This window comes from Synechococcus sp. RS9907, assembly GCF_014279615.1.
In the GTDB taxonomy this organism is placed as follows: Bacteria; Cyanobacteriota; Cyanobacteriia; order PCC-6307; family Cyanobiaceae; genus Parasynechococcus.
In genome coordinates, this window is record NZ_CP047944.1 from 387,663 (window position 1) to 410,419 (window position 22,757).

A 22,757-nucleotide genomic window follows, 5' to 3' on the forward strand; every position below is an offset into this window, starting at 1 on the left:
CTGTGCTTATCGACTGTCCTCTCTCAGCTTATGCCCGGGTGCTTGCATTCCGGCGTTGATCTGCCAGTCGGCACGCGGATTAGCGAAAGAGGCGGGTCTGGGTGGCTGTGCCGATCGCTCTGATGGCGCCCAGTTTCTTTCCAAGAGCACCCTTTTTAAGTTCACAACAATCTTTTTTGTGATGCCTGCCAACGGTCGAGAACTGCGCGCTCAGTTCCAAGACCTTGGCCACGCCGTTCTGCATGCGAGTCCTCCTGACGTTGGCCACGCTCTCCGGAGCGATCTCAGGCAGTGCTGCACTCCTGCCGGTCGTGGCCAGCGATTTCCTTTCGCTCAACGGTGCAGAGCCCCTTGACCCTCTGGATCCGGTGGTCGAGCCCCAGGCCCCTGGGCTGCAGGCAACGCTTTCTCCCGCGGAGGTCAAACCGGTTCTTGTCCATCCTTCCCCTGAACTCCCTCAGCCGAAGCTGAAGGTCGTTCCAGAAGTGGTGAAGGTCATCACTGGTGAGGCCAGTTGGTACGGCCCCGGTTTTTACGGCAACCTCACGGCCAACGGTGAGGTTTACAAACGCGGCACGATGACGGCGGCCCACCGCACGCTTCCCTTTGGAACAAAAGTGCGCGTCACCAACCTCTGGAACGGGCGCACGGCCGTGATCCGCATCAACGATCGCGGACCTTTTATTGATCACCGGGTGATCGACCTGGGCCACGGCGCCGCCTCTGACCTGGGACTGACAGCCTCTGGAATTGCCCAGGTCAAGCTTGAGGTGCTGCGCTGAGCTGCGTCGTTCTCTCCACCCAGGCCGAGCTGGAACGCTTCCGGGCCAACCTCGGTGGACCTCTGCAATTCGTGCCCACCATGGGGGGGTTGCACCAGGGTCATGGTGAGCTGATCCGCCTCGCTGCAGCACGGGGTCCTGTGCTGGTGAGTGTGTTCGTTAACCCACTCCAATTCGGGCCAGCTGAAGACTTTGATCGCTACCCGCGAACCCTCGAAGCGGATCGCGATTTAGCCGAACGTTGTGGCGCCCATGCCCTTTGGGCTCCGGCTGTCGACGCGGTCTATCCCGGTGGACTCCAGTCCGTGGTGTCGCGCTCAGCACCGGCAGAGCTGCAGACCCATCTTTGTGGAGTCTCCCGTCCCGGTCACTTTGATGGTGTGGTCACGGTCGTGGCCCGACTGCTGCAGCTGGTGGAGCCGTCCTGCCTTTGGCTGGGTGAGAAGGACTGGCAGCAGCTGGTGATCCTGCGCCGGCTCGTGGCCGATCTTGATCTGGGCGTGGCGGTGCAGGGCGTTCCCACCGTTCGTGAATCCGATGGTTTGGCGTTGAGCTCCCGAAACCAATACCTCTCCTCTGCTGATCGGGCTCGAGCGGCTGCTCTGCCGGCGGCACTGCGTCGTGCCGATCCCAGCGATCCCGAGACTTCGGTGCAGCAGAGCCTCGCTGAAGCAGGGCTTGAAGTGGAGTATGTAGAGAGGGTCGATCCCCGCACCCTTCAGCCCTGTGGCGCTGAAACGGCCATCTCACTGTTGGCCGCGGCGGTGCGTTGCGGGACGACCCGTTTGATTGATCACGTCTTCCTGATGACCCGCCAGCCTCTTGTTGCCATCGATGGCCCTGCCGGTGCTGGCAAAAGCACCGTGACTCGGGCCTTTGCTGAGCGGATGGGGCTGGTTTACCTCGACACCGGTGCGATGTATCGGTCGGTGACCTGGTTGGTGCAACAGAACGGTGTGGACCCCCAGGATGCAGCGTCGATTGCACCGCTGTTGAACGACCTCGACCTTCAGCTGCGGTCGCTACCCGGTGGTGGCCAGCAGGTGTTGGTGAATGGGCAGGACGTGAGTGACGCGATTCGCTCGCCTGAGGTCACCGCGTCGGTTTCGGTCGTGGCCGCTCACCGTTGCGTCAGGCAAGCGCTGACCGCTCAACAGAAAGCGATGGGTGCCAAGGGTGGTTTGGTGGCAGAAGGCCGCGACATCGGCACCGCTGTTTTCCCGGATGCGGATCTGAAGGTGTTCCTTACGGCCACGGTGGGCGAACGGGCCCGGCGCCGGGCTCAGGATCTTGAGCAGCGGGGCTTCCCGGTGCCTGAGCGATCTGAGCTTGAAGCACAGATCGCCGAACGGGATCATCTCGACAGCACCCGTGAGGAGGCTCCTCTGGTGCAGGCGGACGATGCCGTTGAGCTCATGACCGATGGCATGAGCATCGAGGCTGTGATCGATGCTCTGGTGGGGCAGTTCCGGTCTCGGGTGGCTGAAGAAGCCTGGCCTACGCCGGCGGGCTGAGCTCGTCGAGCAGGTTGGCGCAGGCATCCTCGAGCAGGTCGAGCACATGCTCGAAGCCCGCCTCGCCCCCGTAATAGGGATCCGGCACTTCCGTTTCAGAGAACCGTCCGGCGTAGCTGAGCATGGGCTTGATGCTGGCCGTTGCTCGGGGACCGGCTTCGCGAGCCAGTCCCTGGACGGCTGCGAGATTGTCGTCATCCATGGTCAGCACCAGATCGAAACTCGAAAAATCGTCGAGGCTGATCTGCCTTGCTCGGCTGGGGAGGTTGATGCCGCGGCGATTGGCGGCCGCCTGCATGCGTCGGTCTGCCGGGTTGCCCACATGCCATCCGCCCGTTCCGGCGGAATCCACCACGAACTGATCACTGAGGCCACGCTCTTCAAGCAGATGCAGGAAGACGCCTTCGGCTGCCGGTGAGCGGCAGATGTTGCCGAGGCAGACGAACAACAGTTTCTGGGTCATCCGGCGTTGAGGCGTTGGAGGGCTTTCAGAGCCCGCAGCTGCACCACCCTGACACCTTCCGCATCGGATGCGAGCTGGTTCAGTGCGGCCAGGCCCTGTTCGGCGAGGTGCGCTGACACAGCTGCGCTGTTCAAGCGTTGCTCGAGTCCGTAGGCCGCTGCATAACGCACCACCCACTCGTCGTCTCGCATGGCTTTGAGCAGTCCCTTGAAACAGCGCTCAAGTTGATCGTGCGCTGCGTCTTCCCTGAACTCCAAGTCCGCCAGGCCACGGGTTGCGGAGCGCCGCACGCTCGGAGCGATGTCGGCCTGAAGGGCATGCTCCAGGAGGTCAAGACCCCGTGGATCCCGCAGGGCGGCAATCACCTTCACCACCCAGGCCCGTGCGCCGTAATTGCGGGCATCCAGGCTCACCAGAAGGATGGGAATGGTGTCCCGTCCCAGTTGAATCAGCCCCTGTGTTGCCACGGCTGCCACCGCTGGATTGTTGAACCCCAGCACCTTCACGAGCGGTTTGGCGGCCTCAAGGTCGTTCAGTGCACAAAGGGCTTGCGTTGCTTTGACCAGCTCAGGAGTACTGGTGGCCCGCTCGAGCGTCTGAAGCGCCTGGTCCAATGCTGTGCTGGTCATCAGAGCAGTCCGTCCATTGCGTCGAGAACGTCATCGGGGTCGTCGTTGCGTTCCGCCACCTCTCGGAGTGCAACCAGCTTGAGGCTGGGTTCCACCGCAGCCGAGCGGATCGAGGGCACGGCGGCGAGCCAGCCGGTGGCGCCGAGGTCGAGCAGCGCACCACGGCGCACCAGGGGTTCTGGATGGTTCAGCAGCTTTTTCAGTTCCATCCCCCACTGATCAAGACCGGTCAGCTGCAGCAATGCTCGGCAGGCCGCTGAACGAATCAAGGGCCGCGGGTGCTCCGTGAACGGATGAATCACAGCGAGGTTGCTGCTGCTGCCATCACCAATGTCACCGAGGGCTTCCAGCAACGCTTCACAGGGTTCGTTGAGCAAGGGGGATGAGGGTTGCTCCGCTCCTGCTCCCTCCAATCCACTGGACAGCAAGGCGCGGATGCCCTCAACAGCCCCACAGCTGCCCATGGCACCAAGCGTGCGGACCACCTCCTCTCGCACGGTGTAATCGTTGGAGTGCAGCAGCGCCAGAAGAGGTTGTTCCGCTCTCATGTCCCTGAGCAGACCGAGAGCACGGATTGCGTTGAGAGCGACACCGCGCTGCTCTGGATCAATCGGCGTGGCATCCAGTGCTTCAAGAGCTCTGAGCAGCAGAGGGATGGCATCGGGATGCTGGCTGCGCATTTTTCCGAGCCACCAGGCGGCGTAGTACTGCGCCGAAGGGTCCTCCGTCTGGCGGAGGTTTTGGATCACCTGCGTTTCACTCAGCGGTTCCATCACACCCAGGCCGATGCCATGTCGGCCGTCCAGCTTTCAGTTCGTTTGAACCGGAACGGTCCCGCCACCGAGCCCCAGCAACGCTCATTGGTTTCCGGGTCATGACCGCGATCGAGGGTCGCAAGGGAGTCTCCCTGCAAATGAAAGCTGCTCACCAGCACGGTGTCTTTGCCATTCCGTTGCACGATGCATTTGCAGCCTGGTTCCATGGCGCCGTGGTAGCCGTCTGGCTGTTCGAGCACTTGGTAGTGGCACTGATCCAGGCTGATCAGGTCGCTGTCCTGAATGGCAAGGCGCAGTTGTGGATCAAACGTGGCTCCGGCGAAGCGTTCCGGATCACGGAAGGTGTGATTCCAGAGCTTGATGGCGCCGGAGGCCTGCTCTTCAGCGCGGATCATGCGCAACCGATAGGGATGCTTGGGATCAACGGCATAGGTCTGTTCGAGCAGAATTGACCCTGGATGGAGCTGTATGAGCGGGCGATACCTCAGAAAGATGTGGGCATAGAGGGGTGGGTTGTCGAAGGCTTGCTGCTGGTTGCTGTATTCGCCGCAGAGCAGGTTGAGAAAACGCCGAACGTTTGGGGTGATCACAGCGCTCTGATGGGGCCGAAAAAGAACAATAAAAAAAGCCCCCCGAGGGGGGCTTGGAACGCAACGTCGGCTGATCAGATCAGGGCGTTGATGGCGTAATCGATGTAGCTGTTGGCTTCAGTAGCAGCATCGCCGCTGAGGCCGTGGTTGGCCTTGATGTGCTTCAGAGCTTCCACGTACCAGGAGGGGGAGAGCTCGAAGGTGCGGTTGATCTCGTCGAGACCAGCGATCAGGTAGTCGTCCATAGGGCCGGTGCCACCTGCCACGAGGCAGTAGGTGATCATGCGCAGGTAGTAGCCCACGTCACGGGAGCACTTGGCTTTGCCTTCCGCAGTGGCGGAGTAGTTGGACCCCTCCATCTGGGTGGTGTAGGGGAACTTGGTGTACACGGCCTGGGCAGCGCCGTTCACCAGGGAATCAGCCTTGCTGGTGAGAGCCTTGGCAGCCTCGAGGCTGGCCTTGGCACGGTTGAAGCGACCGGAGGCAGCCTGAACTTCGGTGTTGCTCAGGAAGCGGCCCTGGGAATCAGCTGCTGCAACAGCTTCGGTGAGGGGAGTTTTCATTGATCGTTATGTGAATGAAAGACGTCGAATCCAGGCGCCGATCAGGCGACGGAGGCGGCGGCGCGGTCGAAGTAGGTGCCGATTTCGCTGCTCAGGGAGGCGCAGTCACCAGCGGCGATGCCAGCTTTGTCGTTGACGATGGCCAAAGCGGCGTCCTTCATCAGGTTCACGCCGGCGGCGACAGAAGCACCGGGGGTGCCGAGGGCCAGGTAGGTCTCACGCAGGCCGTTCAGGCAGCGGTCTTCCATCACGGAAGCGTCGCCGGTGAAAGCGGAGTAGGTGACGTAGCGAAGGATGATCTCCATGTCGCGCAGGCAAGCGGCCATGCGGCGGGAGGTGTAAGCGTTGCCGCCGGGGGCGATCAGAGCAGGCTGCTGAGCGAACAGCTGGCGGGCAGCGGAAGCAACGATGGTGGAAGCGTTGCTGGAGATGCGGTTAACGGCATCCAGACGCTTGTTGCTGTCGGAAACCATGGCAGCGAGGGCGTCGATCTCACTGGTGCTGATGAATTGTCCCCGGGCATCGGCCTGGGCGACAACCTTGGTGAAGGCGTCGAACATGGTTGTTGTTCCTGTGAACTACGTCTGGAAGGGAATTTCAGACTTGGAGGGATGGCGGAAGGCTATTGCCTCGATCCCGACGTCCGCGATTCTGACCAACTGCTCGGGAGCCTCCCGAAAGCTGTTCATAATGCTTAACTCCCTTGCGGCGACAAGGAAGTGGCGGCGGCTTCTTCGAGGTCAAACAGCACGCCGTGGATGTACGACTCCGTCCATTCGCTGCCGTAGAAGCGCGTCAACATGCCGCGGGCTGGATCTTTCTCGGCGCGATAGGCCGTGTAGCGCTTCTGGCCCGAGAGCAGGAGTGCCGCACGCTCATCGTCCACGGCCTGTGCCTCCTCCACCAACGCCAGGTAGAGCTTGAGGTAGTCCGCAAAGGCCGGACGGATCACGCGGTCAATCAGCGCATCACCTTCTTCCCCTAGCGGGATCCGAGTCCAGAGAAAGGCAGGTGAGAAATAGGGCTGTGCCTCGTCAGGGATGGGGCCCCCGTCGGGCAGTTCGGCGCGCCAGCGCTCGAACAGGGGCATCAGTCGCTGCCAGACCGGTCCCGTGTGATCGGGATCTGTCTTGTCGACAGGCTGCAGGTCGAGAGCAAGCAAGTGCCCGTTGGGCAGCGTCACCAGATCGGCTCCGAAGAACGGAAGATCAAAACGGCTGCTGGGGTTGATCACGAAATTGAGCACTGATGCAGCGGCACCGGCTTCAACACAGGCACAGCGCACCTGGCGCAGCTTTTCGGTTGAGCAGGCCCAGGTGGCCGTGCTGACGGGGACGGGTTTCGCCTTGGATCCCGTGCTCCCCTCTTTTTGGAGGAATCGTTCTGCCACCGGATAAGGCTTCGGCTGCAGAGGGGCCAGAGCAGCGACGGCGGTGTCGAGAAAAGGCTGCCAGCGCCATCCAGGGATCTGGACGGGTTCAAGACTCGACGTGCGGAGGGGGAGGCTCATGCGGGCTGACTGGCGGGGAAGAGGAATTCGTGCAGGAATCGGTCGGACCAGTCCTTGCCGAAGTGACTGGTGAACAAGCCGTGGGCTGGATCGCGTTCAGCGCTGTAAACGTCGTAGGCGTTCTGGAGACGTTCCACCTCGGATGCCGCCAATGCTGACTGCCCCTTGGCCTGGTCATGCATCGACCAATAAGCCGAGAGAAAGGCATCGAAAGCTTGGGGAAGCGATCCCTCCGCTTCGTCGGCACCGCCGCGGCAGAACAGCAACCAAGGGGAGAAGTATTGGTTGGGATCGAAGGAGCGCATGGTTTCCTCCCCGTTCAGCTCGGGGTACTGCTCGTGCAGCGCCCTGAGGCCTGTGAAGTGGCGCTCCAGGTACTCCTTGTCTTGAATGAGCGGTTGAAAGTCGAGAACGGCCACCAATTTCTGGCGGGCGCCGAACCAGAGCAGATCCACCCCCATGAGTGGGTGGTCCAGGCCGTGCTCGGGATAGGCCACTGAGTTGAGAACCTGCAGGCTGTCGCCGGCATCGAGCCGGGTGACGCGCCACCGGCGGAAGCCTGGAACACTCCATAGCCAGCTTTCGATCTTGCCGCCGCTTTTGCTGGATTGGCAGTGTTGCAATCCTTCGGGTACAGCAGCGGGTTGGCCCCCCCGCTCCTGAATGCCCTGATGCAGTTGGTTGAGAAAGGAATCGAACATCAGTGTGTGGTCTCCAGCACGGGTGAGTCAGCGACCTGGCGGGCCTTGTCGGCCATGGCCTTGATGTCGTCGTCGCTGGGGCAGCGCAGTTCAGTGCAGTACGTCGTCATCGACACGCCATCGAGGCACTGCACGGAACTCACGCGCATGCGCACCTGATCGGTCACGAACCAGCAACGCTCTGTTCCTACGTTCGTGTCGTATCGGGTTGTGATGGTGAGAACGCCGTCATCGGCGAAGGTGTAAGTGCTCACCACCGACTTCTTCTCGACGTAACCCACGTCTCGAAGCAAAAAGCCCTTACGAGGGTTGCCCTGTTCAGGCACATCGACAATGACGGCGGCGTAGTCGTCGTTTCGAACCGCCTTTTTGAGGTTGCTTTCCCACCAGAAGCGGCCTCCACCGGCGGCGCGGTCTGTCGCCACCTGCAGTGCGTCACAAACCCTCTGCACAACGGGGTCGGAGGCATCGAATGGCTCGATCACCAGATTGGAATCAGCTGCTTCATCGTCCTGATGGTCGAGGTGATGAATCGAGCGGCGGTTCAACCAGGTGCCGCGGCTGGCCTGGAGGAAGTCCGCCATGGTCATTGGCGGCACAAACGACGTCATCGCTCAGGCGTTGGTCATGATCTCTTGCTGCTTGAGCAGTTGCTCCAGCACCTCTTCGAGGCGTTGCAGTTCCGCATGCTCAGCAACAGTGGCGTCGATTCGCTTCTGCGGCAGCTTCAGCTTTTTCCCCATGGCGATCACGTCATCGCGTAGGCGGTTGCGGTACGCCTCGAGTTCGGCAATCGAATCGTTCAGTTCTTGCAGCGTGGGTTCGGCCATCGGTGCTCTGCGGTGGCACGAGGGTAAGCCGCATCAGGGATCTGCTGGTGATGCCTCTACGGCGGCCCACTTATTAATAGATGTGGGTCTAAAAACCTGAAATCAAGCTGGAAAAGCCCTCTGATTCCTCGCCAGATGGCCCTATCGCCGCTGGGGAGTTCTGCATCAACTCGCAATATTTGTCGGCTAAGTGACGAACCGTTGCGTGAACAGCCCCCTTTCGCAGGGGTGGCCCGTTGACCCAGTTACTTTTTTAGGGCGCTTCGCAGGCCAAACCTGAAACGTTCAGCTCGATTCTCTTTTTGAGGAAAGCGCCGTCGTTTCTCACCTGGTAGTCGAGAAGCATTCCCTCCCCCTTGTCTGGCTTTCCAATGCTCGACGCATTCTCCCGTTCCGTCGTCAGCGCTGACGCCAAAACTGCTGCTGTGGGTGCTGGCGATATCGCCGCCCTCCGTCAGTACGTTGCTGAAGGCAACAAGCGTCTGGACGCTGTCAACGCCATCACCTCCAATGCCTCCTGCATCGTGTCCGATGCAGTCACCGGCATGATCTGCGAGAACACCGGCCTGATCCAGGCAGGTGGTAACTGCTACCCCAACCGCCGCATGGCTGCTTGCCTGCGTGACGGTGAAATCGTTCTTCGTTACATCTCCTACGCCCTGCTGGCTGGCGATGCATCCGTGCTGGATGACCGCTGCCTGAACGGCCTCAAGGAGACCTACATCGCTCTGGGCGTTCCCACCCAGTCCGCTGCCCGCGCTGTGGCCATCATGAAGGCCTCTGCCACCGCCCACATCGGCGAGACCAACACCCCGGCTAACGGCGGCACCAAGTTCCGCAAGATGGAGACCATCCAAGGCGATTGCTCCGCTCTTGTTGCTGAGGCTGCCTCTTACTTCGATCGCGTGATCAGCGCCGTCGCCTGAGTCAATCGGGTTTTCCCATTTCCTCAACACCAACCTCCATCTAAAGGATCTCCACGATGAAATCCGTCGTCACCACCGTTGTGACCGCTGCTGACGCAGCCGGTCGCTTCCCCTCCCAGAACGACCTCGAGGCCGTCCAGGGCAACATCCAACGCGCCGCCGCTCGCCTCGAAGCCGCTGAAAAGCTGGCTGCTGGCCTCGACGCTGTGACCAAGGAAGCTGGCGATGCCTGCTTCAACAAGTACCCCTACCTCAAGCAGCCCGGTGAGGCTGGTGAGAACCAGACCAAGGTGGACAAGTGCTACCGCGATCTGGGCCACTACCTGCGCCTGATCAACTACTGCCTGGTTGTCGGCGGCACCGGCCCTCTGGACGAGTGGGGCATCGCCGGCGCTCGTGAGGTGTATCGCACCCTGGGTCTGCCCACCGGTCCTTACGTCGAAGCTCTGACCTACACCCGCGACCGCGCTTGCGCTCCTCGCGACATGAGCCCCCAGGCTCTCAATGAGTTCAAGTCCTACCTGGACTACGTGATCAACGCTCTTTCCTGAGCATCTGTTTCGCGTCACTCATTCATAGGAATCAGGAGGCCGAAAGGCCTCCTTTTTTAATGCTCATGTCGAGGGATGTCGTTCAACTTGAATGATGTTCATTGGCAGCAGTGCTCCACTTAGGCTGCAAAGAACCCTGCTGTTCAGGGGGCTTTGCAGTTTTTAAGTTCTGATGACTTCGCAGTCGCAGGTTGAACGTCCGGATCTGGATGCGTTGTTCGCGGATCTGGCCCATCCCAACCCCCATCTGCAGACCCAGGCCTATTTGGCGATGGTTGATCATTGGCCAAACGAGTCGATGCCACGCCTGATCTCGCTGTTGGATCAACCCGATGTGTCCTTGCGTCGCGCTGCCGTGCGAGGGCTCGGAGCCTTTGGTGCGACAGCACTGCAACCCCTGGCGGAGCTGTTTGAAGCCAGTACGGATGGCACGGTGCGCGCCAGCTGCGTGAAGGCCTACGCCCAGATTGCATCCAACTACCCGGATCAGACCTTCTCTCCTGCCGCGATGGCTGTGCTGGAGAAGGCACTGTCGGACGACTCCCCCGTGGTGTCGCAGTCGGCGGTGATGGCCCTTGGCCAGGTGGGTGTTCAAGCGCTTCCGTTGCTGATTCAGATCTGCAAGGGAGACAACATCGCCCATGTGCAGTCAGCTGCCATGGCGTTGGCTGAAATTCCTGATCCCAGTGCGGAAGCCTGTCTCAGAGAGGTGCTGGCTGATCCCTCCACCGATCCGCTGTGCCGGCAGATGGTGGAAGCTTCCCTCGGCCGGCTGGAGAGCAGCCGCTAGGCAAAAAATACGGGACAAAGGCCCCTCAGCCTTCGTCCCGTAGTTGCGCATGCAGTGCTCGACGCGAACACCACGGATGTGACATTACGTGAACGAGGCGTGCAACTGTGTTCAGTCGTCTCTGCTGAGCTGATTCACAGCAAGTTTCAGCACCACAGCAACTGACGGGTCGCTCTCCGTCTCCATGCACTGCTGGAGTTGGCTGATCACGGAAGGGTCCTCCAGTTTCATCAGCGACAACGCGGCATTTTTGCGAACCAGTGCTGCTTCGTCCTGCAGGTTCGGCAGCAGCAGTGGGATGGCCCATTCGCTTTCGTTGAGCTTGCCCATCAGGGTTGTCGCTTCAGCCCGCACGTCTTCATCGGCATCCCTCAGGGCATTGGTGAGCAGCTGACGCGCATCTTCATCACCAAGGTTCTGGATTTGATCCCCGAGGGCGGCGATGGCTGCCGTGCGGATCTGGGCATGGGGGGATTGGGCAGCTTTGCGCAAGGCCTCCGGGGCCCGTGCGCCCACGAAGGCCAGGCCCCAGCTGGCCAGGCCCGTCTGCATGGGCGTGCTGCCAGGGTCCACCAGGATGTCGAGCAATCCATCAACGGCAGCGGGGCCAATGGCGGCCATAGCGCCAACGGCCGATCCCTGGACGACCGGATCGGCATCGTTGAGCAGAGCCTTCAGCAGGAATGGAAGGGCGCGTTGATCGGAAATCAACGTCAGCGTTTTGGCGGCCGCGCGGCGCACCGTCACGTTCTCGTGGTCGCACATCGCGGTGCAAAGGGCTGGAACGGCAGCACTACCAACGGTGCCGAGGCTTTCGGCAAAGGTGAGGCGCAGCAGTCCACGCCGGTCTCCCAGGCCGGCCACCATGCGCTCGATGGCCTGGGTGTCACCAGCGAGACGCTCACCCTGCCGCAGTTGTTGCTTCAGCTCCTCAGCCAGTTGCTCGGCTTCCTCTTCGCTCAGCTGAATCGTTTCAGGGCTGCTTACGGGAGACATCGATTCGGTCACGGCAAGGCTGAAGCAGCCATTCATTATCCGTTTCTCCCATCGCTAAGGTCACCGGACTGCACTGTTTGTTGTGACCCGATTCGTCCTTTCCCACAACCTGCAGATCCAGGATTCCGCCGTGCCTCCTCTCGCCTTTGATGCCCTGGCCAAGGCGTTGGCGGAGCAGTGCGATTCGGTGACAGCGTCGGAAGCGCTCAGCCACCCGCATTGGAAAATCAGCCTCGAGTCCACGGCGACTCCAGGACAGTTGGCTGAAGAGATCAGTCAGGCCTGGCGCAAGATCCGTGCTGTTCAGGGGCATTCCACCGACCATGCCGTCATGGCGCTTGGTGGTCGTAAGGATTCCGAGGGAACGCCTGGCGCCCCGCTTCAGCAGGGCGGCTGGGGTGTGGACGTGGTGGAAACCCGCGATCCCGACGGGTTTCTGCAGGCGATCAATTGGAGTGGACTCACGGCTGGCCGGCCGGCCGACGGCATCTTCCAGGTGATTGATCGCCCGGCTTGAGTTCAGCCGCGCTTGCGACGTCCGGCGCGTCTGGCTGGCTTCTTGGCCGCAGCTTTGGGAGCCTCCTCTGTAACGGCGGCCACCGGTGCGGCTGCTGGGGTCGGTGCGCTGGCTACACCGGAGCCGTAGGAGAACGCCACCGAATCAATTGCAAGGCCACGGTTGTGCATCGACTGCATGCTGCGGCAGAGCTGTGCAAATGGCACCCGTACTGAGCGTGCCGTCCAAGGGCGAGAACCGGGCTCAATCCCTGTTCGTACAGCAATGGATGTGGCGAGGGTGGGTCCCATGGCAGGCGATGTGACTGGGTTGAAGATGCCGCAGCTGCCGGGATTTTCGAGCCTTTCGCAATCTTCCTTACGAGAGCAGGTCCACGCCCTCCGGCCTGTGGGGTCCTGCAGAATTAACCCCCCAAGAGCGTGCTGCCTTGACCGGAGCTTTTGACAACATCCATCCGGGGCTGTCCCAAGGCGATGCGATCCGCCTGCTGAGCACTCCGCTGGAGGAGCTGGAGTCACAGAGTGATCCCTACATGGCGGCGGCCCATTTGATCAACTTTCCGGGCCCCGAAACGGAAACGGCGTTGATCGCCTTGGTGATGGATCCGGAGCAAGCGCAACCACGCAAATTGGCGCGGCGGAAGGCTGTGGAAGTGCTGGGACGGCTGGGCTGTCAGGAGGCCATGGCTGCCATCGCCAACTGTTTGAACAGCGACGACCCCTACCTGGTTGAGAACTCTGCTTTTGCGCTTCAGCAGCTGAACTGCCAAGACGCCGCCGTTCATGAGGCGTTGCAGCAGCTGTTGTCAGACCCAGCCCAGAACCGACGGGTGTTGATTCAGAGCCTTGCCGCGTTGAACGTCTCCGAAGCGGAGCAGTTGATTGCGAGCTTTCAGACGTCTGATCAGCCGGGGGTTCGCGGTGCGGCCATCAGTGCCAGCATCCGTCTGGGTGGCAGCCGTGAGCACGTCTCCGTTCTTGGCGAGCAGACGTTGTTGCCCAATCAGATGGATCGCCAGTCGGCGATTCAGGATGCGATCAATGCCGGAGCAACGGAGCTTCTGCCTCAGATCCTGCGCGCACCTGTTTCGCCGGTGTTTCGGATGCGGGCGTTGCGTGCGCTCTGGCCTGAGGGCCGGCTGCAGAACGATGGTCTTGATCTGATCGAGCTGCTTGATGGCTTGATCGTCGATCGACCGGAAGCCTTGGAGCTGGTGCACGCCTACGACCAGCCGCCCTCAGCGGATTTCCTGATTCAGGAATTCTTCGGTACGGATTTCAGTCGCAGTTACCTCGCACTCCAGACCTTGCAGGACCATTCAGCGGAGCAGCTCTGGCCGGCTCTGGAGCAGCGATGGCATGCCGAGGCCCACAACGACTATGGGGCGCATTACTTTTTCATCCGCCTGTTTTCAAGGATCGGGCCCTGGCCTGATGAGGCTCTCGGCCTGATCGAAGCCATCCTTGCGGAGGCCATCACCACACGCCGGCCGCAATTCATGAAATCCAAGCCGGCAGCTGTGTTGGCCATGGCCGGTTTGAAGCTCCTGAAGGATCCAGACACAACGGTGGCGTCATGGCTTGATCCGTACGCTACGCCGTTCTGGGAAGCCCGCTACGCCGCTGCGATGGTGGCGTCTCCCGCGCAGTTGGCGTCGGCCCTGGATGACCCTGAGCCCTTCGTGGCGATGCGTGCGCGAGCCGCCTGCAACGCCACCGCTGGTTGAGCACAAAAAAAGGGGGCGGATGAACCGCCCCCTGTAATGGAGTTCGAATCGAATCTCTCGGCTGAGAATCAGGCGAGGGAGTTGATCACGTAGTCCAGAGCAGCGTTGTACTCGGTCAGAGCCTGGGGGCTCAGGTCGCGAGGAGCGCAGCCGTCGTTACGCATTTGGGTGAAGCCAGCAACGTAGGTGCCGGGGTCGATGCTGAGGGCCTTGTAGACCTCACGCTGACCGTTGATGGCCAGTTCGTCCAGAGGGCCGGTGCCGCCAACAACCAGGGAGTAGTTGATCAGACGCAGGTAGTGGACGAAGTCGCGCTTGCACTTCTCCTTGCCTTCGGTGGCGCACTGGCGGGGCTGACGGCCGGTGGCACCGTTGGGGTACTGGGTGTAGACGGCGTCGACAGCGCGCTGTGCGATGGCGTCGTAGTTCTGAGCGATTTTCTCAGCAGCCTCGAGACGGGCGGCTGCACGCTGCAGGGAACCCTGCACAGACTCCAGGTCGGAGCTGGTGGGGAAACGGGAGCCGCTGTCTGCGGCGCCGATGACGGTGGTGAGAACGGACTTCATTGATTTAAAAGAAGGTTGTGCTTGAAAATCTCAGGCGGTTCAGCTGATGGCGCTGATCACCATGTCGAAGTAGGAAGCAGCCTCAGCGGAGAGTGCGTTGCAGTCGCCTTCAGTCACAGGCATCTTGCGCTTCTCACCAGTGGTGTTGTTGGTGTTGGTGATGTGCGCACAGGCGGAGGCCTTCATGATGGCCACAGCGCGGGAAGCGGAGCCGGAAGGAACGCCCAGAGCGGCATAGGTCTCGCGCAGACCGTTCAGGCAGCGGTCCTGCAGCACGGAAGCGTCACCAGCCAGCAGGGCGTAGGAGACGTAGCGCATGATGATCTCAGCATCACGCAGGCAAGCAGCCATCTTGCGGTTGGTGTACACACCACCGTTGGGGGCGGTCAAGCCGGTGTTCTCGCAGCAGATGCCTGCAACGGAGTCGGACACCACGCAGGAAGCGTTGGCGGTGATGGCGTTCACGGCGTCCAGACGCTTGTTGCCCTCGGCGATGAATGCCTTGAGGTCGTTCAGCTGAGCGCCACCGATGAAGCTGCCGCTGGAATCAGCGGAAACAGCCTGCCTAGAGAATGCGTCGAGCATAATCAAATGCTTAGGAGAGGGGGGTAGATGCGATGCATCACCCCGGGACCGTACGCCGCCCGCCAAGTCATGGGGGCAATTGCTTCAGGCTTCTCAATACAAATTTGCACTGCAAAAAAGAAAGAAAAACGAAAGTGCGAAGTGGCTCCGATTTAAGAGAGAAGAAGTGCCACTTCACGGCAGCTCCACTGCAGCGGCTGCCAGGGATGGCTGCGGCCAACCTCCTCCAGCAGTGATGTTTGATCCCGCAGCCCAAGCCGCAGGCAGCTCCAGGCGCCCGCGATTCGCGACTTCGCATATTGCGGTGCTGTTTCCGCCAGTGCCTCTCGCACCAGGTCGCTGCGTTCATGCAGCTCCAGCAGTCCGGTGCAGCTCGCCAGCAGGTAGTGAACGCCGTAGTCGCTGCCGAGGGTGGAGCGCAACGCATCGATCTGATCCAGTTGCGCTGCTCTGGGCAAGGCCATCAAGGCTTTGGCGGCGGCGTACTGGCGGGCTTCGTCCCGATGCTGCAGTCCCTCCCTGATCGCTTCGGGTTCAGCAGCGGTTTCGGGGATGCCGTCCAGGTTCAACTGCCTTGGATCGTCCTGAAGCAGCTCCTTCAACAGATCTGACGCATCAGGATCAATGGCACCCGCTTGGCTGGTGGCCATCTGAAACGCACTCTTGGCGCGCAGGGGCATCGAGACCGGGCAACGAATCAACTCCGCCAGGGCTTCGATCCGGCCCGCATCGCCCAGATCGATCACGGCGGCCCGTCGTCGCCCGGGGTTGTCATCCCGGAGCTGCTCCATAAGCGGATGAAGGCCTTGCTGGTCGCCCAGCACCCGAACGGCATAGGCATGGGCCGCTCCCGCCACCAGGGGATTGCTGTCGTTGCGGCAATGATCGATCTGGCCGCTGGCAACGTTCATGCCCAAGCGGCAGAAGGCCTGAAGCACCGCCCGGCGTTGGTTGTCGGGGCCCTGAAGCGCTTGCAGAAGTGCCGTTTGCTCCTCCTTATTTAGGGGTGTACTCAGCCGGGCGATGGCATCAGCCGCATTGACGACGGTGGGTTCGTCATCGGCCTGTAGGGCAGCAAGAAGAACGGGAAGTGCTGAGCGGTCTTTGCGTCGGCCCAGGGCTTCGAGGGCCTTGCGCCGGGTGATGCGTTCGTAGAGGTCGTCGGAATCGTTGGCTCCGGCTGCCAGGAGTCTTTGAAGGGACTCGGGTGATTGGCAGGCTCCGAGACGGGTTGCGGCGAGATATTTAAGGCCAGGATTCTTGAGCTCGGCGGGTGGCTTGAGCAACGTTTCCATCGCCGTCTCTTCACTCATTCCGGCGAAAAGAGTGTCGAAGCGTTCGCTCATTGCCGATCAAGAATTTGAAAAACCTGAGGATGGATCATTTGGCTTATGATCCCGTCCAGCCAAAGCTTAAGCCGAATGGCCGTTGCCGAAAGCGCAGCTCAAGAAATCCGTCGATTTGTTGAATTGCATCAATCCGGATCGGCGTTGAATCAAATTGCCTCGCTTGATGAACTCAATGCATTGTTGAAGCAGGCTGAAAGCCCTTTGGCTGCCTCGCTTATCCCGCTTGAGCAGGCGACGCGTCCCCCCAAGATTCTGGTGGACTCGGGGGTAACAGAATCAAAGGTGCCCTGGCGAATTCTTCAGTGTCCGGGTGGTCCTTTGGTGCTGCAGATGATCTGTGAAAAGGTTAATTTTGCCCTCTGGATTCAGGAGTGTTGATGATGGCCAACTCTGAACTTGAGCGTTTCGTCCAGGCAATTGCTGATGATCACGGTCTAGCCACGGGGATCAAGACGCTTGGCTCCCACTACGACGTCGTTGCCTACGCCAACATCCGCGGCTACGCGATTACCTTGGCGGAATGGGGGAGATATCTGGCCATGGATTGGTTGCAGACCTCCGATGCCGATCTGGCCTCTGTTCACCGGGCCGATCCAGCCCATTGGAGCTGGGCGTTTCGTCAATTGTCCCGCTGGCGTGCGCTGTTGATGGATGGTGCTGAATCCGAGGGCATGCTTGGCCCTGCAGATTTTGCAGTAACCCCGGATCAGTCCGTTGCCCAGCCGGCCAGCATCCCGGCATCCAGCCTGACGGATGCAGAGAAAGATGCGGCTTTGGCGTCGTTCATCCAGCTGGTGAAAACACGGCCTGATCTCAAGGACCAGGTGAAATCAGCACGGAACCAAGATGAAGTGATTGGCTTGGCCCAAGCCCAGGGTTTTGCGATTGATTCACTCACGCTGTTGCGGAGTTGGAGTCAGGTGTCTGACTTCAGCAAACCCACCTGGTTTGGTTGGTTTGATGATTGATCGCTTCAGCTGATCTCCGCATAGCGGGTGCGTGTGGTGCCGCGTTTGGCCCAATAGGTCACCAGTGACTCACCACCGGGCCTGGGAACTGCTGCTGTGGCGCGAAGGATCTTGAAGGTGCGCCTTGGCCCCATCGGCCAGTTGCCGGCAGCTGCAATTTTTCGCACGCGTCCACCAATGGCTTCAATGCAACGCTCGAATTTTTCGAGGTGGGTTTGATCCACCGTTTCAAAGATGAAATCGGTTCCTTCGCAAATCAGATGCTGCGATCGGATCCAGGTTTTCAGTTGTTTCTCGGCCTCAATTGCAGACATCGTCTAGCTGCTCAGACGAGGAGGTTGCTCACCATTTGAGCCAGTTCTGGTCCAGCTCGTTCCCGAGGTGAGCCACACGTTTGAATCGCAGCGGCCCGTGTTCGGAGCCCCAGCGCTGCTCATCCGTGTCGGGGTCAAAGCCTCGATCGCGACTGATCCAGTCTGTGGCGTTCACATCCACTTCGCTGACCAAATACGTGAGCCGGCCATCCCGGGGAACCATGCAGTTCTTGCCAGGTTCCACTTCACCCAGGTATCGACCGGCTTCAACCTCGCGAAAGTGCATCCCACAGCCACAACGTGGCTTCAGAGACTCAGGCTTGAGGCTGTTGAGGAGTTCAGGGCGTTGGCCTGCACCAGCCAACCGGATGGGATCAGCGAATCCGTAGTTTTCAACGATGAACGTCTCACCCTCGGCCGGGAGCAATCGATGAATGCCTTGGCGATAGGGCCGCCAGGGATCATGGTCATAACTTTGCTCCGAATAAAACCCAGGTGCTTTCAGAACATCCCAGGGAAGCGGGCGAAAAAAGATATTGATGTGAGCGAAATCCTTGGGATTCTCCTGAGATTGTTGGAGATTGCTGTAGTGCCCTGCAAGTGTCTTGGCGAAGAGGAGCAGAGCCTCGTTGTTGTCTGACATTGGCGTGGGATCAGCTGCTCAGGCGCCGCACTTCTGAAGCAAAGGACGTTTGCAACACACCTGATCCAGCCGATGTGCGGAGCACAGAAGAGCGGCAGCGAACATGCTCCGAGACAAACCAGATGCGTTCTTCGGCGATGGATTGCTCGTATTGCGTGGTGAGCAGAAATGTTCCGTCGCTGAGAAAGCTGTAGTTGGATTCCGCTGGCGCTGCTTCTGCATAGCCAACACTCCGCAGCAGAACGCCTTTGCTGTCATCGCTTGGAATGGGCACAATCAGGCATGAACCGGATGACACCTCATTGGGATCATCTGGTTCCCAGTCGCTTTCGGCAGCCCAAGTCATCCGAAACGGTGCCGAGACCTCTGATTCTTCACTCAGGCTCGACGATTGAATCAAGTCGTTGATCTCGTTATCGGAAGCTTCAATCCGTGATATTTGAACTTCACTGAGGACTTCTTCAAATTGCTGAAAAGCGAGGGAGTGGCCGGATCGCATTGATCGCCACGTTCCCTCGCTTTGAGCAACAAATTGCTCGATGTTCATTTGGTGCTGGAGTCGGTCTCAGCCTTCAGATCAGGACGGCTGTTCTGCACCATGTTCACCATGGAGTCGATCATCATCGACATGGCAACAGGAACGGAGGACACAGAAGACTGAAAGCCCTGATTCGATCCCGGCTGGCTGTTGGTGGGTTGACGAAGGATGGGCATGATTCAAAAGCTGGCGGTTTCAGGAGATGAGATCTCCCTGGATTCACCGATTGGGTCCAGACGTTTCAGGCACCAATCATGACGGACTGATCCGGCCGCAAGGGCCGGATCAGCACAAGGATTAAGCGTTCGCAATAGAAAGAATGTTCCCGCCCTGAGCCTGGATGCTCTGAATGGTGCGGGACAGGGAGGCATAGCTCACCACCGAGCGCTGGGCAGAGCGACGCACGGCACCCAGTTGAACGCGGGAGGTCCAGAGGATGGTGAAGCGATTGCCGCCGCCCACCACTTTTCTGGTGCCCGCTGCCGTGGGATTCGAGTTGGAGGCCAGGCTCACCTGCAGCACAGAGCCTTGATCGGCATCGAAGCCTGCGAAGCCAGGATCCATGGCCTGGTTGCGCTGGTAGGCCACGGTGCTTTCGCCGGCGACGCTCGTCTGCGTACGGGCGTAGGGAACTGAGTCGATCCCGAAGTTGTTCAGATACTCGTCGCTGTAGGTGTAGCTGGCGATTTCGGCTTCGAAACCTTCGTCGGCCAGGCGACGCACGTGCTCACTGATTTCAGCCTGATCCCGGGGAGGACGACCCAGCAGGTGCTTGAAGTTCAGTTCAACGAAGCGATAGGGGTTGTTGGTCTCAAGGAACAGCCGCCGGTAGCTCTCCGACTGGGCCAGTGCTGTGACCAGACCCTGAACAGTGAGGTCGCCGTTGATGAAGAGAGCTTCGATGGAGGGCTGAACGTCCAGCTCCATCAGGTGGCGGTTGCCGAAGACCTGCCGGTACACGGCACGGATGATGTCTTCAGCGTGGCTGCGATCTTGGTTGGCGGGTGTGGCCAGGGTGGCAGTGGTCATGGGTTGAGGGGAGGTGCGTCGAAAGGGGCCGGCATCGAAGTGAGGGTGATGGGGCCCCTTGAGGGAGGGGGGTGGTGCGAAGCGGGTCGTGATGACCCGCGTGATCACATCACTTCGGTGATGGAGACGATCCGGCCGCCGCGGGCATGGATGTACTTCATCTGGCTGCTCATGTCCTTACCGGAGACGAGGTAGCTCGCATTCGGCGTGCGCTGGCGTCCGCCGCGGGGCTGAGCCTGCACCACGATGCGGAAGCGCTTCGTGGTTGCAGAGGGAGATCCGGCCACAGCACCGTTCCGGTTGGTCCGGCTCGTGGTGGTTCTCCAGCCACTGGGGACGGAGTTGGTGGCCATGGAGGTCACCAGTGATGCGCTGTTGAGCACGGCATCGCTGGCTGCAAAACCTTCAGCCAGCGAGAGGTGACGGTTGAAGGCCACCTGTGCCCGTCCTTCTTCGGTGAGGATGCGCATGTAAGGCACCGTGTCTTCACCAAAGGTGTTCTGGTACTCAGCGCTGTCGAGGTAGCTGCTGATTTCAGCTTCATAGCCGTCGTTGGCCAGGATCTGGATGTGCTCACTCAGCTCGGCCTGAGACTTGGGTGCCCGGCCCAGGAAGTGCTTGAAGTTGAGCTCAACGAAGCGGTAAGGGGCGTTCGTTTCGAAGAAACGGCGGCTGTACTCGGGGGAGAGTGCGATGGCCCGCACCAGTTCTCTGGTGCTCAGATAGCCCTCGGCAAAACGGCTTTCAGCGGCCATTGCTCGCTCCGACTCCATCAGGTGGGGGTTGCCCATCACCTGGCGGTAGGTGGCACGAATCAGACCATTGATCTGATCGGCGCTGTCACCCGGGCAGCGTTGAAACACTTCCTGCTCCCGCTGTCCCAGGCCGAAACCGACGTAGGCATCGTTGCGGATCGGAGTGGAATCTCCACCATCGCTGCTGGCGCGCTTCTTGGCCGCGAACTGGGCGGTGGTGCCCAGGCCGCTGGATTGGGCGCCGCCGGTGAAGTTGGCTCCGTAAGGCAGCTGGATGTAGGCCGTGGTGTTGCGTGCCAAAGCATTGGCCAGCTGGCTGCGGCTGCCGATGGCGCTGTCGCTGATGGCAAAGCCGCGCTCGAGCGTCGCCATACGGGCGAAGCTGTTGTTGGGGATGCCAGCAGCGGACGTGAAGGAGCGGGTGTAGGGCACCACGTCGTCACCAAACACTTCGGCGTATTCAGCGCCATCGACGATGAAATCGATCACGGCATCGTGGCCACCGCTCGCCAGCAATGAAATGTGCGCCGACATCTCGGCCTGATCCACGGGAGGACGGCCCAGCAGGTGCTTCAGGTTCAGTTCGATGCCGCGCTGAGGGGCAACACCCTCGAAAAAGCGGGCTTTGTAGAAGGAGGTTTTGGCCAGTCCGCGAACGAAATCGCGGGTGGTGAGCTCGCCATTGCCATAACGGGCTTCCAGCTCAGCGGAGCGCTCGTTGTCCATCACGTGGGCGTTGCCGTACACCTGGCGGTACGCAGCACTGATGGCTGTGGCTAGGGCGGCGGAGTCGTCCGGTGCGTAGCGCTGCGCGGTGACGCCATGGGGGCAATCCTCATGATTGCGAGGCCCGATGGCGATCTTCATCGAAGCGCAGGATTGGCGCAGGAATTCGCCGTTGCTCAGGGCTGCTTTTGCGGATGCGTTGCGGGTCCGGCTGAAGGAGACGGGAGCATCGTTGAGGGAGGCGGCGCCGAAGCCTTGTGAGGCAGACATGGGAGGGGAGAGGTGAGGGGAGAAAGAGGTGTTGCGGAGTGAGTTCGGATCAGAGGCGGCAGTGCGGGGTCATGCGCGAACGCCCGGTCAGCCGCCGATCTGATTGGTGAGAGAACTCAGTTCACAGGCGTGATGCTGGCGATCTTGCCGCCTTCGGCATGGATGCGCTTGAACTGCTCGGAGAGCTTGTCGAAGGGCACGAAGTACACCCGGTTGGAGCGGGTGTAGCGGGAGATCCGGCGCACGTTGTTGGCGCTGTAGCCGGTGACTTCCACCCGGTAGGTCTTGCCCTGTTCGCCGGCACCAACGCCATGGCGGGTGGGGGCGTCCTGCAGGTTCTTGGAGGGACGGAAGCTCCAGCCCGTGGCTTCGGTGGAAGAGGGGGGCACCACCGCCATGGGGCGGTTCTGGTAGGCGTTGCCGCCGAGCTTGCTGCTGATCCCGGAAAGATCGCCTTTCAAGCTGCTGCTGCTGTTGCCCCGCAGCAGCTGGAAGCTCCAGGTGAACTCCTGCAGGGTGGTGCAGGATTCGGTCTTCCAGCCCCGCTGGAAGGGAACGGTCCACTCGCCGTAGGTGTCTTGGTAGTCGGGGCTGTCGATGAAGCTGTCGATATCGGCTTCGTAGCCGTGGCTGTCGAGCCGCTCGGCGTGAGCACGCATCTCGTCGAAGTCCACGGGGGCGCGTCCCAGCAGGTGACGGAAGGCCAGCTCGATGTAGCGGTAGCGGGAGCAGGCGTCGAAGAAGCGATCGCGGTACAGCTCGCTCTTGGCGATGCGGCGCACCAGCTCTCTCACGCTGATCTCGCCTAGTTTGAACTGGGATTCGGCAACGATCTGGCGCTCGCTTTCCATTACATAGGCATTGCCCAGCACCTGCTTGTAAACGGCGCGGATGATTTGTTCCTTCTTGGCGTCGTCATCACCAGGGATGAGTTCAAGAGGAGCTTCGCTCTCTTGCGAGAAACGCTCGACCCCGAGAAGAGAGGCAGGACCGAAGGGCATGGACAACCTGACGTGTGCGTCACGCCATGGTCATTCAGAAGTGGTGGCCTGGAGCGGGTTCTTTATAAAGCTCAATCAAATGTGTCCGAATGTTGCGTGACATGACGATTCGGCCCCGGTATTCGGGTGGTGGATCGGGGTAATCCTTC

32 protein-coding genes are annotated in these 22,757 nt (G+C 60.6%); 9 read left to right on the forward strand and 23 right to left on the reverse strand.

Annotated elements, in window-relative coordinates; genetic code table 11:
- Positions 1-79: 79 nt before the first annotated feature.
- Positions 80-244 carry a hypothetical protein gene (locus tag SynRS9907_RS02065; RefSeq protein WP_188021662.1) on the reverse strand — a complete coding sequence of 55 codons (165 nt, stop codon included), beginning with the start codon at positions 242-244 and terminating at the stop codon, positions 80-82.
- Here SynRS9907_RS02065 and SynRS9907_RS02070 point away from each other — a divergent pair.
- A complete protein-coding gene (locus SynRS9907_RS02070; RefSeq protein WP_188021663.1) occupies positions 243-782 on the forward strand; it encodes a septal ring lytic transglycosylase RlpA family protein in 540 nt (179 codons plus the stop codon). The genes SynRS9907_RS02065 and SynRS9907_RS02070 overlap by 2 nt on opposite strands.
- A complete protein-coding gene (locus SynRS9907_RS02075; protein ID WP_188022314.1) occupies positions 779-2,296 on the forward strand; it encodes a bifunctional pantoate--beta-alanine ligase/(d)CMP kinase in 1,518 nt (505 codons plus the stop codon). The genes SynRS9907_RS02070 and SynRS9907_RS02075 overlap by 4 nt, the downstream gene beginning before the upstream one ends.
- Here the strand turns inward: SynRS9907_RS02075 and SynRS9907_RS02080 are convergent.
- The 10 genes from SynRS9907_RS02080 to SynRS9907_RS02125 form a co-directional block, all read right to left on the reverse strand.
- Positions 2,280-2,759 carry a low molecular weight protein-tyrosine-phosphatase gene (locus SynRS9907_RS02080; RefSeq protein ID WP_115010500.1) on the reverse strand — a complete coding sequence of 160 codons (480 nt, stop codon included), beginning with the start codon at positions 2,757-2,759 and terminating at the stop codon, positions 2,280-2,282. The genes SynRS9907_RS02075 and SynRS9907_RS02080 overlap by 17 nt on opposite strands.
- Positions 2,756-3,388: a HEAT repeat domain-containing protein gene (locus SynRS9907_RS02085; RefSeq protein ID WP_188021664.1), complete on the reverse strand. Its 633-nt coding sequence runs from the start codon at positions 3,386-3,388 to the stop codon at positions 2,756-2,758. Before SynRS9907_RS02085 ends, SynRS9907_RS02080 begins: the two co-directional genes overlap by 4 nt.
- Positions 3,388-4,161 (reverse strand): HEAT repeat domain-containing protein, encoded by a 774-nt coding sequence (locus tag SynRS9907_RS02090; protein WP_188021665.1) that lies wholly within the window; start codon positions 4,159-4,161, stop codon positions 3,388-3,390. The genes SynRS9907_RS02085 and SynRS9907_RS02090 overlap by 1 nt, the downstream gene beginning before the upstream one ends.
- Positions 4,161-4,754 carry a chromophore lyase CpcT/CpeT gene (locus SynRS9907_RS02095; RefSeq protein WP_114987327.1) on the reverse strand — a complete coding sequence of 198 codons (594 nt, stop codon included), beginning with the start codon at positions 4,752-4,754 and terminating at the stop codon, positions 4,161-4,163. Before SynRS9907_RS02095 ends, SynRS9907_RS02090 begins: the two co-directional genes overlap by 1 nt.
- Positions 4,755-4,828: 74 nt before the next feature.
- The gene (gene cpcA, locus SynRS9907_RS02100; protein ID WP_115010503.1) at positions 4,829-5,317 is read right to left on the reverse strand and encodes a phycocyanin subunit alpha; all 489 of its coding nucleotides are present in this window, start codon (positions 5,315-5,317) and stop codon (positions 4,829-4,831) included.
- Between the two features lie 41 nt (positions 5,318-5,358).
- Positions 5,359-5,877, reverse strand: a complete 519-nt coding sequence (locus SynRS9907_RS02105) for a phycocyanin subunit beta (RefSeq protein ID WP_114987333.1) — start codon at positions 5,875-5,877, stop codon at positions 5,359-5,361.
- Positions 5,878-6,011: 134 nt separating this feature from the next.
- Positions 6,012-6,827 (reverse strand): phycoerythrobilin:ferredoxin oxidoreductase, encoded by an 816-nt coding sequence (locus SynRS9907_RS02110; protein ID WP_188021666.1) that lies wholly within the window; start codon positions 6,825-6,827, stop codon positions 6,012-6,014.
- The gene (locus tag SynRS9907_RS02115) at positions 6,824-7,528 is read right to left on the reverse strand and encodes a 15,16-dihydrobiliverdin:ferredoxin oxidoreductase (RefSeq protein ID WP_188021667.1); all 705 of its coding nucleotides are present in this window, start codon (positions 7,526-7,528) and stop codon (positions 6,824-6,826) included. The genes SynRS9907_RS02110 and SynRS9907_RS02115 overlap by 4 nt, the downstream gene beginning before the upstream one ends.
- Positions 7,528-8,139, reverse strand: a complete 612-nt coding sequence (locus tag SynRS9907_RS02120) for a phycobiliprotein lyase (protein WP_114987340.1) — start codon at positions 8,137-8,139, stop codon at positions 7,528-7,530. The genes SynRS9907_RS02115 and SynRS9907_RS02120 overlap by 1 nt, the downstream gene beginning before the upstream one ends.
- 3 nt (positions 8,140-8,142) lie before the next feature.
- Positions 8,143-8,358 carry a hypothetical protein gene (locus tag SynRS9907_RS02125; RefSeq protein WP_188021668.1) on the reverse strand — a complete coding sequence of 72 codons (216 nt, stop codon included), beginning with the start codon at positions 8,356-8,358 and terminating at the stop codon, positions 8,143-8,145.
- 371 nt (positions 8,359-8,729) lie between these two features.
- Here SynRS9907_RS02125 and cpeB point away from each other — a divergent pair, with 371 nt between their 5' ends.
- From cpeB to SynRS9907_RS02140, 3 genes are all read left to right on the forward strand, one after another.
- On the forward strand, positions 8,730-9,284 hold the full coding sequence (gene cpeB / locus SynRS9907_RS02130; RefSeq protein ID WP_115160586.1) for a class 1 C-phycoerythrin subunit beta: 555 nt from the start codon (positions 8,730-8,732) through the stop codon (positions 9,282-9,284).
- Positions 9,285-9,340: 56 nt separating this feature from the next.
- Positions 9,341-9,835 carry a class 1 C-phycoerythrin subunit alpha gene (gene cpeA, locus SynRS9907_RS02135; protein ID WP_011932400.1) on the forward strand — a complete coding sequence of 165 codons (495 nt, stop codon included), beginning with the start codon at positions 9,341-9,343 and terminating at the stop codon, positions 9,833-9,835.
- Between the two features lie 172 nt (positions 9,836-10,007).
- Positions 10,008-10,625: a HEAT repeat domain-containing protein gene (locus SynRS9907_RS02140; protein ID WP_114987348.1), complete on the forward strand. Its 618-nt coding sequence runs from the start codon at positions 10,008-10,010 to the stop codon at positions 10,623-10,625.
- Positions 10,626-10,736: 111 nt separating this feature from the next.
- On the opposite strand, the gene SynRS9907_RS02145 is transcribed toward SynRS9907_RS02140, so the two are convergent.
- Entirely contained in the window at positions 10,737-11,621 is an 885-nt protein-coding gene (locus SynRS9907_RS02145) for a HEAT repeat domain-containing protein (protein WP_255445955.1), read from the reverse strand.
- An 82-nt stretch (positions 11,622-11,703) separates the two neighbouring features.
- Here SynRS9907_RS02145 and SynRS9907_RS02150 point away from each other — a divergent pair, with 82 nt between their 5' ends.
- The gene (locus tag SynRS9907_RS02150) at positions 11,704-12,138 is read left to right on the forward strand and encodes a DUF2656 family protein (RefSeq protein WP_188021670.1); all 435 of its coding nucleotides are present in this window, start codon (positions 11,704-11,706) and stop codon (positions 12,136-12,138) included.
- 2 nt (positions 12,139-12,140) lie between these two features.
- Here the strand turns inward: SynRS9907_RS02150 and SynRS9907_RS02155 are convergent, their stop codons facing one another.
- Positions 12,141-12,428, reverse strand: a complete 288-nt coding sequence (locus SynRS9907_RS02155; protein ID WP_188021671.1) for a hypothetical protein — start codon at positions 12,426-12,428, stop codon at positions 12,141-12,143.
- Between the two features lie 137 nt (positions 12,429-12,565).
- On the opposite strand from SynRS9907_RS02155, the gene SynRS9907_RS02160 reads away from it, so the two are divergent.
- A complete protein-coding gene (locus SynRS9907_RS02160) occupies positions 12,566-13,864 on the forward strand; it encodes a HEAT repeat domain-containing protein (protein WP_188021672.1) in 1,299 nt (432 codons plus the stop codon).
- A 68-nt stretch (positions 13,865-13,932) separates the two neighbouring features.
- On the opposite strand, the gene mpeA is transcribed toward SynRS9907_RS02160, so the two are convergent.
- The 3 genes from mpeA to SynRS9907_RS02175 form a co-directional block, all read right to left on the reverse strand.
- Positions 13,933-14,430 (reverse strand): class 2 C-phycoerythrin subunit alpha, encoded by a 498-nt coding sequence (mpeA, locus tag SynRS9907_RS02165; RefSeq protein WP_043695066.1) that lies wholly within the window; start codon positions 14,428-14,430, stop codon positions 13,933-13,935.
- A gap of 39 nt (positions 14,431-14,469) precedes the next feature.
- A complete protein-coding gene (locus SynRS9907_RS02170; RefSeq protein WP_114987359.1) occupies positions 14,470-15,015 on the reverse strand; it encodes a bleomycin hydrolase in 546 nt (181 codons plus the stop codon).
- A gap of 152 nt (positions 15,016-15,167) precedes the next feature.
- Complete coding sequence (locus tag SynRS9907_RS02175) at positions 15,168-16,361, reverse strand: HEAT repeat domain-containing protein (RefSeq protein ID WP_188021673.1); 1,194 nt, start codon at positions 16,359-16,361, stop codon at positions 15,168-15,170.
- A gap of 75 nt (positions 16,362-16,436) precedes the next feature.
- Between SynRS9907_RS02175 and SynRS9907_RS02180 the strand changes: the two genes are divergently transcribed.
- On the forward strand, positions 16,437-16,742 hold the full coding sequence (locus SynRS9907_RS02180) for a hypothetical protein (protein ID WP_188021674.1): 306 nt from the start codon (positions 16,437-16,439) through the stop codon (positions 16,740-16,742).
- Positions 16,742-17,332, forward strand: coding sequence for a Nif11-like leader peptide family natural product precursor (locus SynRS9907_RS02185; RefSeq protein WP_255445956.1), 591 nt, complete (start codon positions 16,742-16,744; stop codon positions 17,330-17,332). Before SynRS9907_RS02180 ends, SynRS9907_RS02185 begins: the two co-directional genes overlap by 1 nt.
- A 5-nt stretch (positions 17,333-17,337) precedes the next feature.
- On the opposite strand, the gene SynRS9907_RS02190 is transcribed toward SynRS9907_RS02185, so the two are convergent.
- The 7 genes from SynRS9907_RS02190 to SynRS9907_RS02220 all read right to left on the reverse strand — a co-directional run bounded on the left by SynRS9907_RS02190 (position 17,338) and on the right by SynRS9907_RS02220 (position 22,608).
- On the reverse strand, positions 17,338-17,646 hold the full coding sequence (locus tag SynRS9907_RS02190; RefSeq protein WP_114987367.1) for a CpeR family transcriptional regulator: 309 nt from the start codon (positions 17,644-17,646) through the stop codon (positions 17,338-17,340).
- A 28-nt stretch (positions 17,647-17,674) separates the two neighbouring features.
- Positions 17,675-18,289, reverse strand: coding sequence for a chromophore lyase CpcT/CpeT (locus SynRS9907_RS02195; RefSeq protein WP_188021676.1), 615 nt, complete (start codon positions 18,287-18,289; stop codon positions 17,675-17,677).
- Positions 18,290-18,299: 10 nt separating this feature from the next.
- Positions 18,300-18,836 (reverse strand): phycobiliprotein lyase, encoded by a 537-nt coding sequence (locus SynRS9907_RS02200; protein ID WP_188021677.1) that lies wholly within the window; start codon positions 18,834-18,836, stop codon positions 18,300-18,302.
- Positions 18,833-19,003: a hypothetical protein gene (locus SynRS9907_RS02205; protein WP_170950981.1), complete on the reverse strand. Its 171-nt coding sequence runs from the start codon at positions 19,001-19,003 to the stop codon at positions 18,833-18,835. Before SynRS9907_RS02205 ends, SynRS9907_RS02200 begins: the two co-directional genes overlap by 4 nt.
- Positions 19,004-19,124: 121 nt before the next feature.
- Positions 19,125-19,856: a phycobilisome rod-core linker polypeptide gene (locus SynRS9907_RS02210; protein WP_188021678.1), complete on the reverse strand. Its 732-nt coding sequence runs from the start codon at positions 19,854-19,856 to the stop codon at positions 19,125-19,127.
- A gap of 104 nt (positions 19,857-19,960) precedes the next feature.
- Entirely contained in the window at positions 19,961-21,607 is a 1,647-nt protein-coding gene (locus SynRS9907_RS02215; protein WP_188021679.1) for a phycobilisome rod-core linker polypeptide, read from the reverse strand.
- Positions 21,608-21,723: 116 nt separating this feature from the next.
- Positions 21,724-22,608: a phycobilisome linker polypeptide gene (locus SynRS9907_RS02220; protein WP_115010519.1), complete on the reverse strand. Its 885-nt coding sequence runs from the start codon at positions 22,606-22,608 to the stop codon at positions 21,724-21,726.
- Between the last annotated feature and the right edge of the window lie 149 nt (positions 22,609-22,757).

Bases quoted from the DNA above. Each gene is read 5' to 3' on its own strand.
- SynRS9907_RS02155 (WP_188021671.1), bottom strand. From the start codon at position 12,428: ATGGGACCCACCCTCGCCACATCCATTGCTGTACGAACAGGGATTGAG.
- SynRS9907_RS02125 (WP_188021668.1), bottom strand. From the start codon at position 8,358: ATGGCCGAACCCACGCTGCAAGAACTGAACGATTCGATTGCCGAACTC.
- SynRS9907_RS02190 (WP_114987367.1), bottom strand. From the start codon at position 17,646: ATGTCTGCAATTGAGGCCGAGAAACAACTGAAAACCTGGATCCGATCG.
- SynRS9907_RS02180 (WP_188021674.1), top strand. From the start codon at position 16,437: ATGGCCGTTGCCGAAAGCGCAGCTCAAGAAATCCGTCGATTTGTTGAA.
- SynRS9907_RS02170 (WP_114987359.1), bottom strand. From the start codon at position 15,015: ATGCTCGACGCATTCTCTAGGCAGGCTGTTTCCGCTGATTCCAGCGGC.
- SynRS9907_RS02200 (WP_188021677.1), bottom strand. From the start codon at position 18,836: ATGAACATCGAGCAATTTGTTGCTCAAAGCGAGGGAACGTGGCGATCA.
- SynRS9907_RS02175 (WP_188021673.1), bottom strand. From the start codon at position 16,361: ATGAGCGAACGCTTCGACACTCTTTTCGCCGGAATGAGTGAAGAGACG.
- SynRS9907_RS02205 (WP_170950981.1), bottom strand. From the start codon at position 19,003: ATGCCCATCCTTCGTCAACCCACCAACAGCCAGCCGGGATCGAATCAG.
- SynRS9907_RS02070 (WP_188021663.1), top strand. From the start codon at position 243: ATGCGAGTCCTCCTGACGTTGGCCACGCTCTCCGGAGCGATCTCAGGC.
- SynRS9907_RS02185 (WP_255445956.1), top strand. From the start codon at position 16,742: ATGATGGCCAACTCTGAACTTGAGCGTTTCGTCCAGGCAATTGCTGAT.
- SynRS9907_RS02195 (WP_188021676.1), bottom strand. From the start codon at position 18,289: ATGTCAGACAACAACGAGGCTCTGCTCCTCTTCGCCAAGACACTTGCA.
- SynRS9907_RS02105 (WP_114987333.1), bottom strand. From the start codon at position 5,877: ATGTTCGACGCCTTCACCAAGGTTGTCGCCCAGGCCGATGCCCGGGGA.
- mpeA (WP_043695066.1), bottom strand. From the start codon at position 14,430: ATGAAGTCCGTTCTCACCACCGTCATCGGCGCCGCAGACAGCGGCTCC.
- cpeA (WP_011932400.1), top strand. From the start codon at position 9,341: ATGAAATCCGTCGTCACCACCGTTGTGACCGCTGCTGACGCAGCCGGT.
- SynRS9907_RS02145 (WP_255445955.1), bottom strand. From the start codon at position 11,621: ATGTCTCCCGTAAGCAGCCCTGAAACGATTCAGCTGAGCGAAGAGGAA.
- SynRS9907_RS02110 (WP_188021666.1), bottom strand. From the start codon at position 6,827: ATGAGCCTCCCCCTCCGCACGTCGAGTCTTGAACCCGTCCAGATCCCT.
- SynRS9907_RS02085 (WP_188021664.1), bottom strand. From the start codon at position 3,388: ATGACCAGCACAGCATTGGACCAGGCGCTTCAGACGCTCGAGCGGGCC.
- SynRS9907_RS02210 (WP_188021678.1), bottom strand. From the start codon at position 19,856: ATGACCACTGCCACCCTGGCCACACCCGCCAACCAAGATCGCAGCCAC.
- SynRS9907_RS02215 (WP_188021679.1), bottom strand. From the start codon at position 21,607: ATGTCTGCCTCACAAGGCTTCGGCGCCGCCTCCCTCAACGATGCTCCC.
- SynRS9907_RS02220 (WP_115010519.1), bottom strand. From the start codon at position 22,608: ATGCCCTTCGGTCCTGCCTCTCTTCTCGGGGTCGAGCGTTTCTCGCAA.
- SynRS9907_RS02140 (WP_114987348.1), top strand. From the start codon at position 10,008: ATGACTTCGCAGTCGCAGGTTGAACGTCCGGATCTGGATGCGTTGTTC.
- SynRS9907_RS02115 (WP_188021667.1), bottom strand. From the start codon at position 7,528: ATGTTCGATTCCTTTCTCAACCAACTGCATCAGGGCATTCAGGAGCGG.
- SynRS9907_RS02080 (WP_115010500.1), bottom strand. From the start codon at position 2,759: ATGACCCAGAAACTGTTGTTCGTCTGCCTCGGCAACATCTGCCGCTCA.
- SynRS9907_RS02090 (WP_188021665.1), bottom strand. From the start codon at position 4,161: ATGGAACCGCTGAGTGAAACGCAGGTGATCCAAAACCTCCGCCAGACG.
- cpeB (WP_115160586.1), top strand. From the start codon at position 8,730: ATGCTCGACGCATTCTCCCGTTCCGTCGTCAGCGCTGACGCCAAAACT.
- SynRS9907_RS02065 (WP_188021662.1), bottom strand. From the start codon at position 244: ATGCAGAACGGCGTGGCCAAGGTCTTGGAACTGAGCGCGCAGTTCTCG.
- cpcA (WP_115010503.1), bottom strand. From the start codon at position 5,317: ATGAAAACTCCCCTCACCGAAGCTGTTGCAGCAGCTGATTCCCAGGGC.
- SynRS9907_RS02120 (WP_114987340.1), bottom strand. From the start codon at position 8,139: ATGACGTCGTTTGTGCCGCCAATGACCATGGCGGACTTCCTCCAGGCC.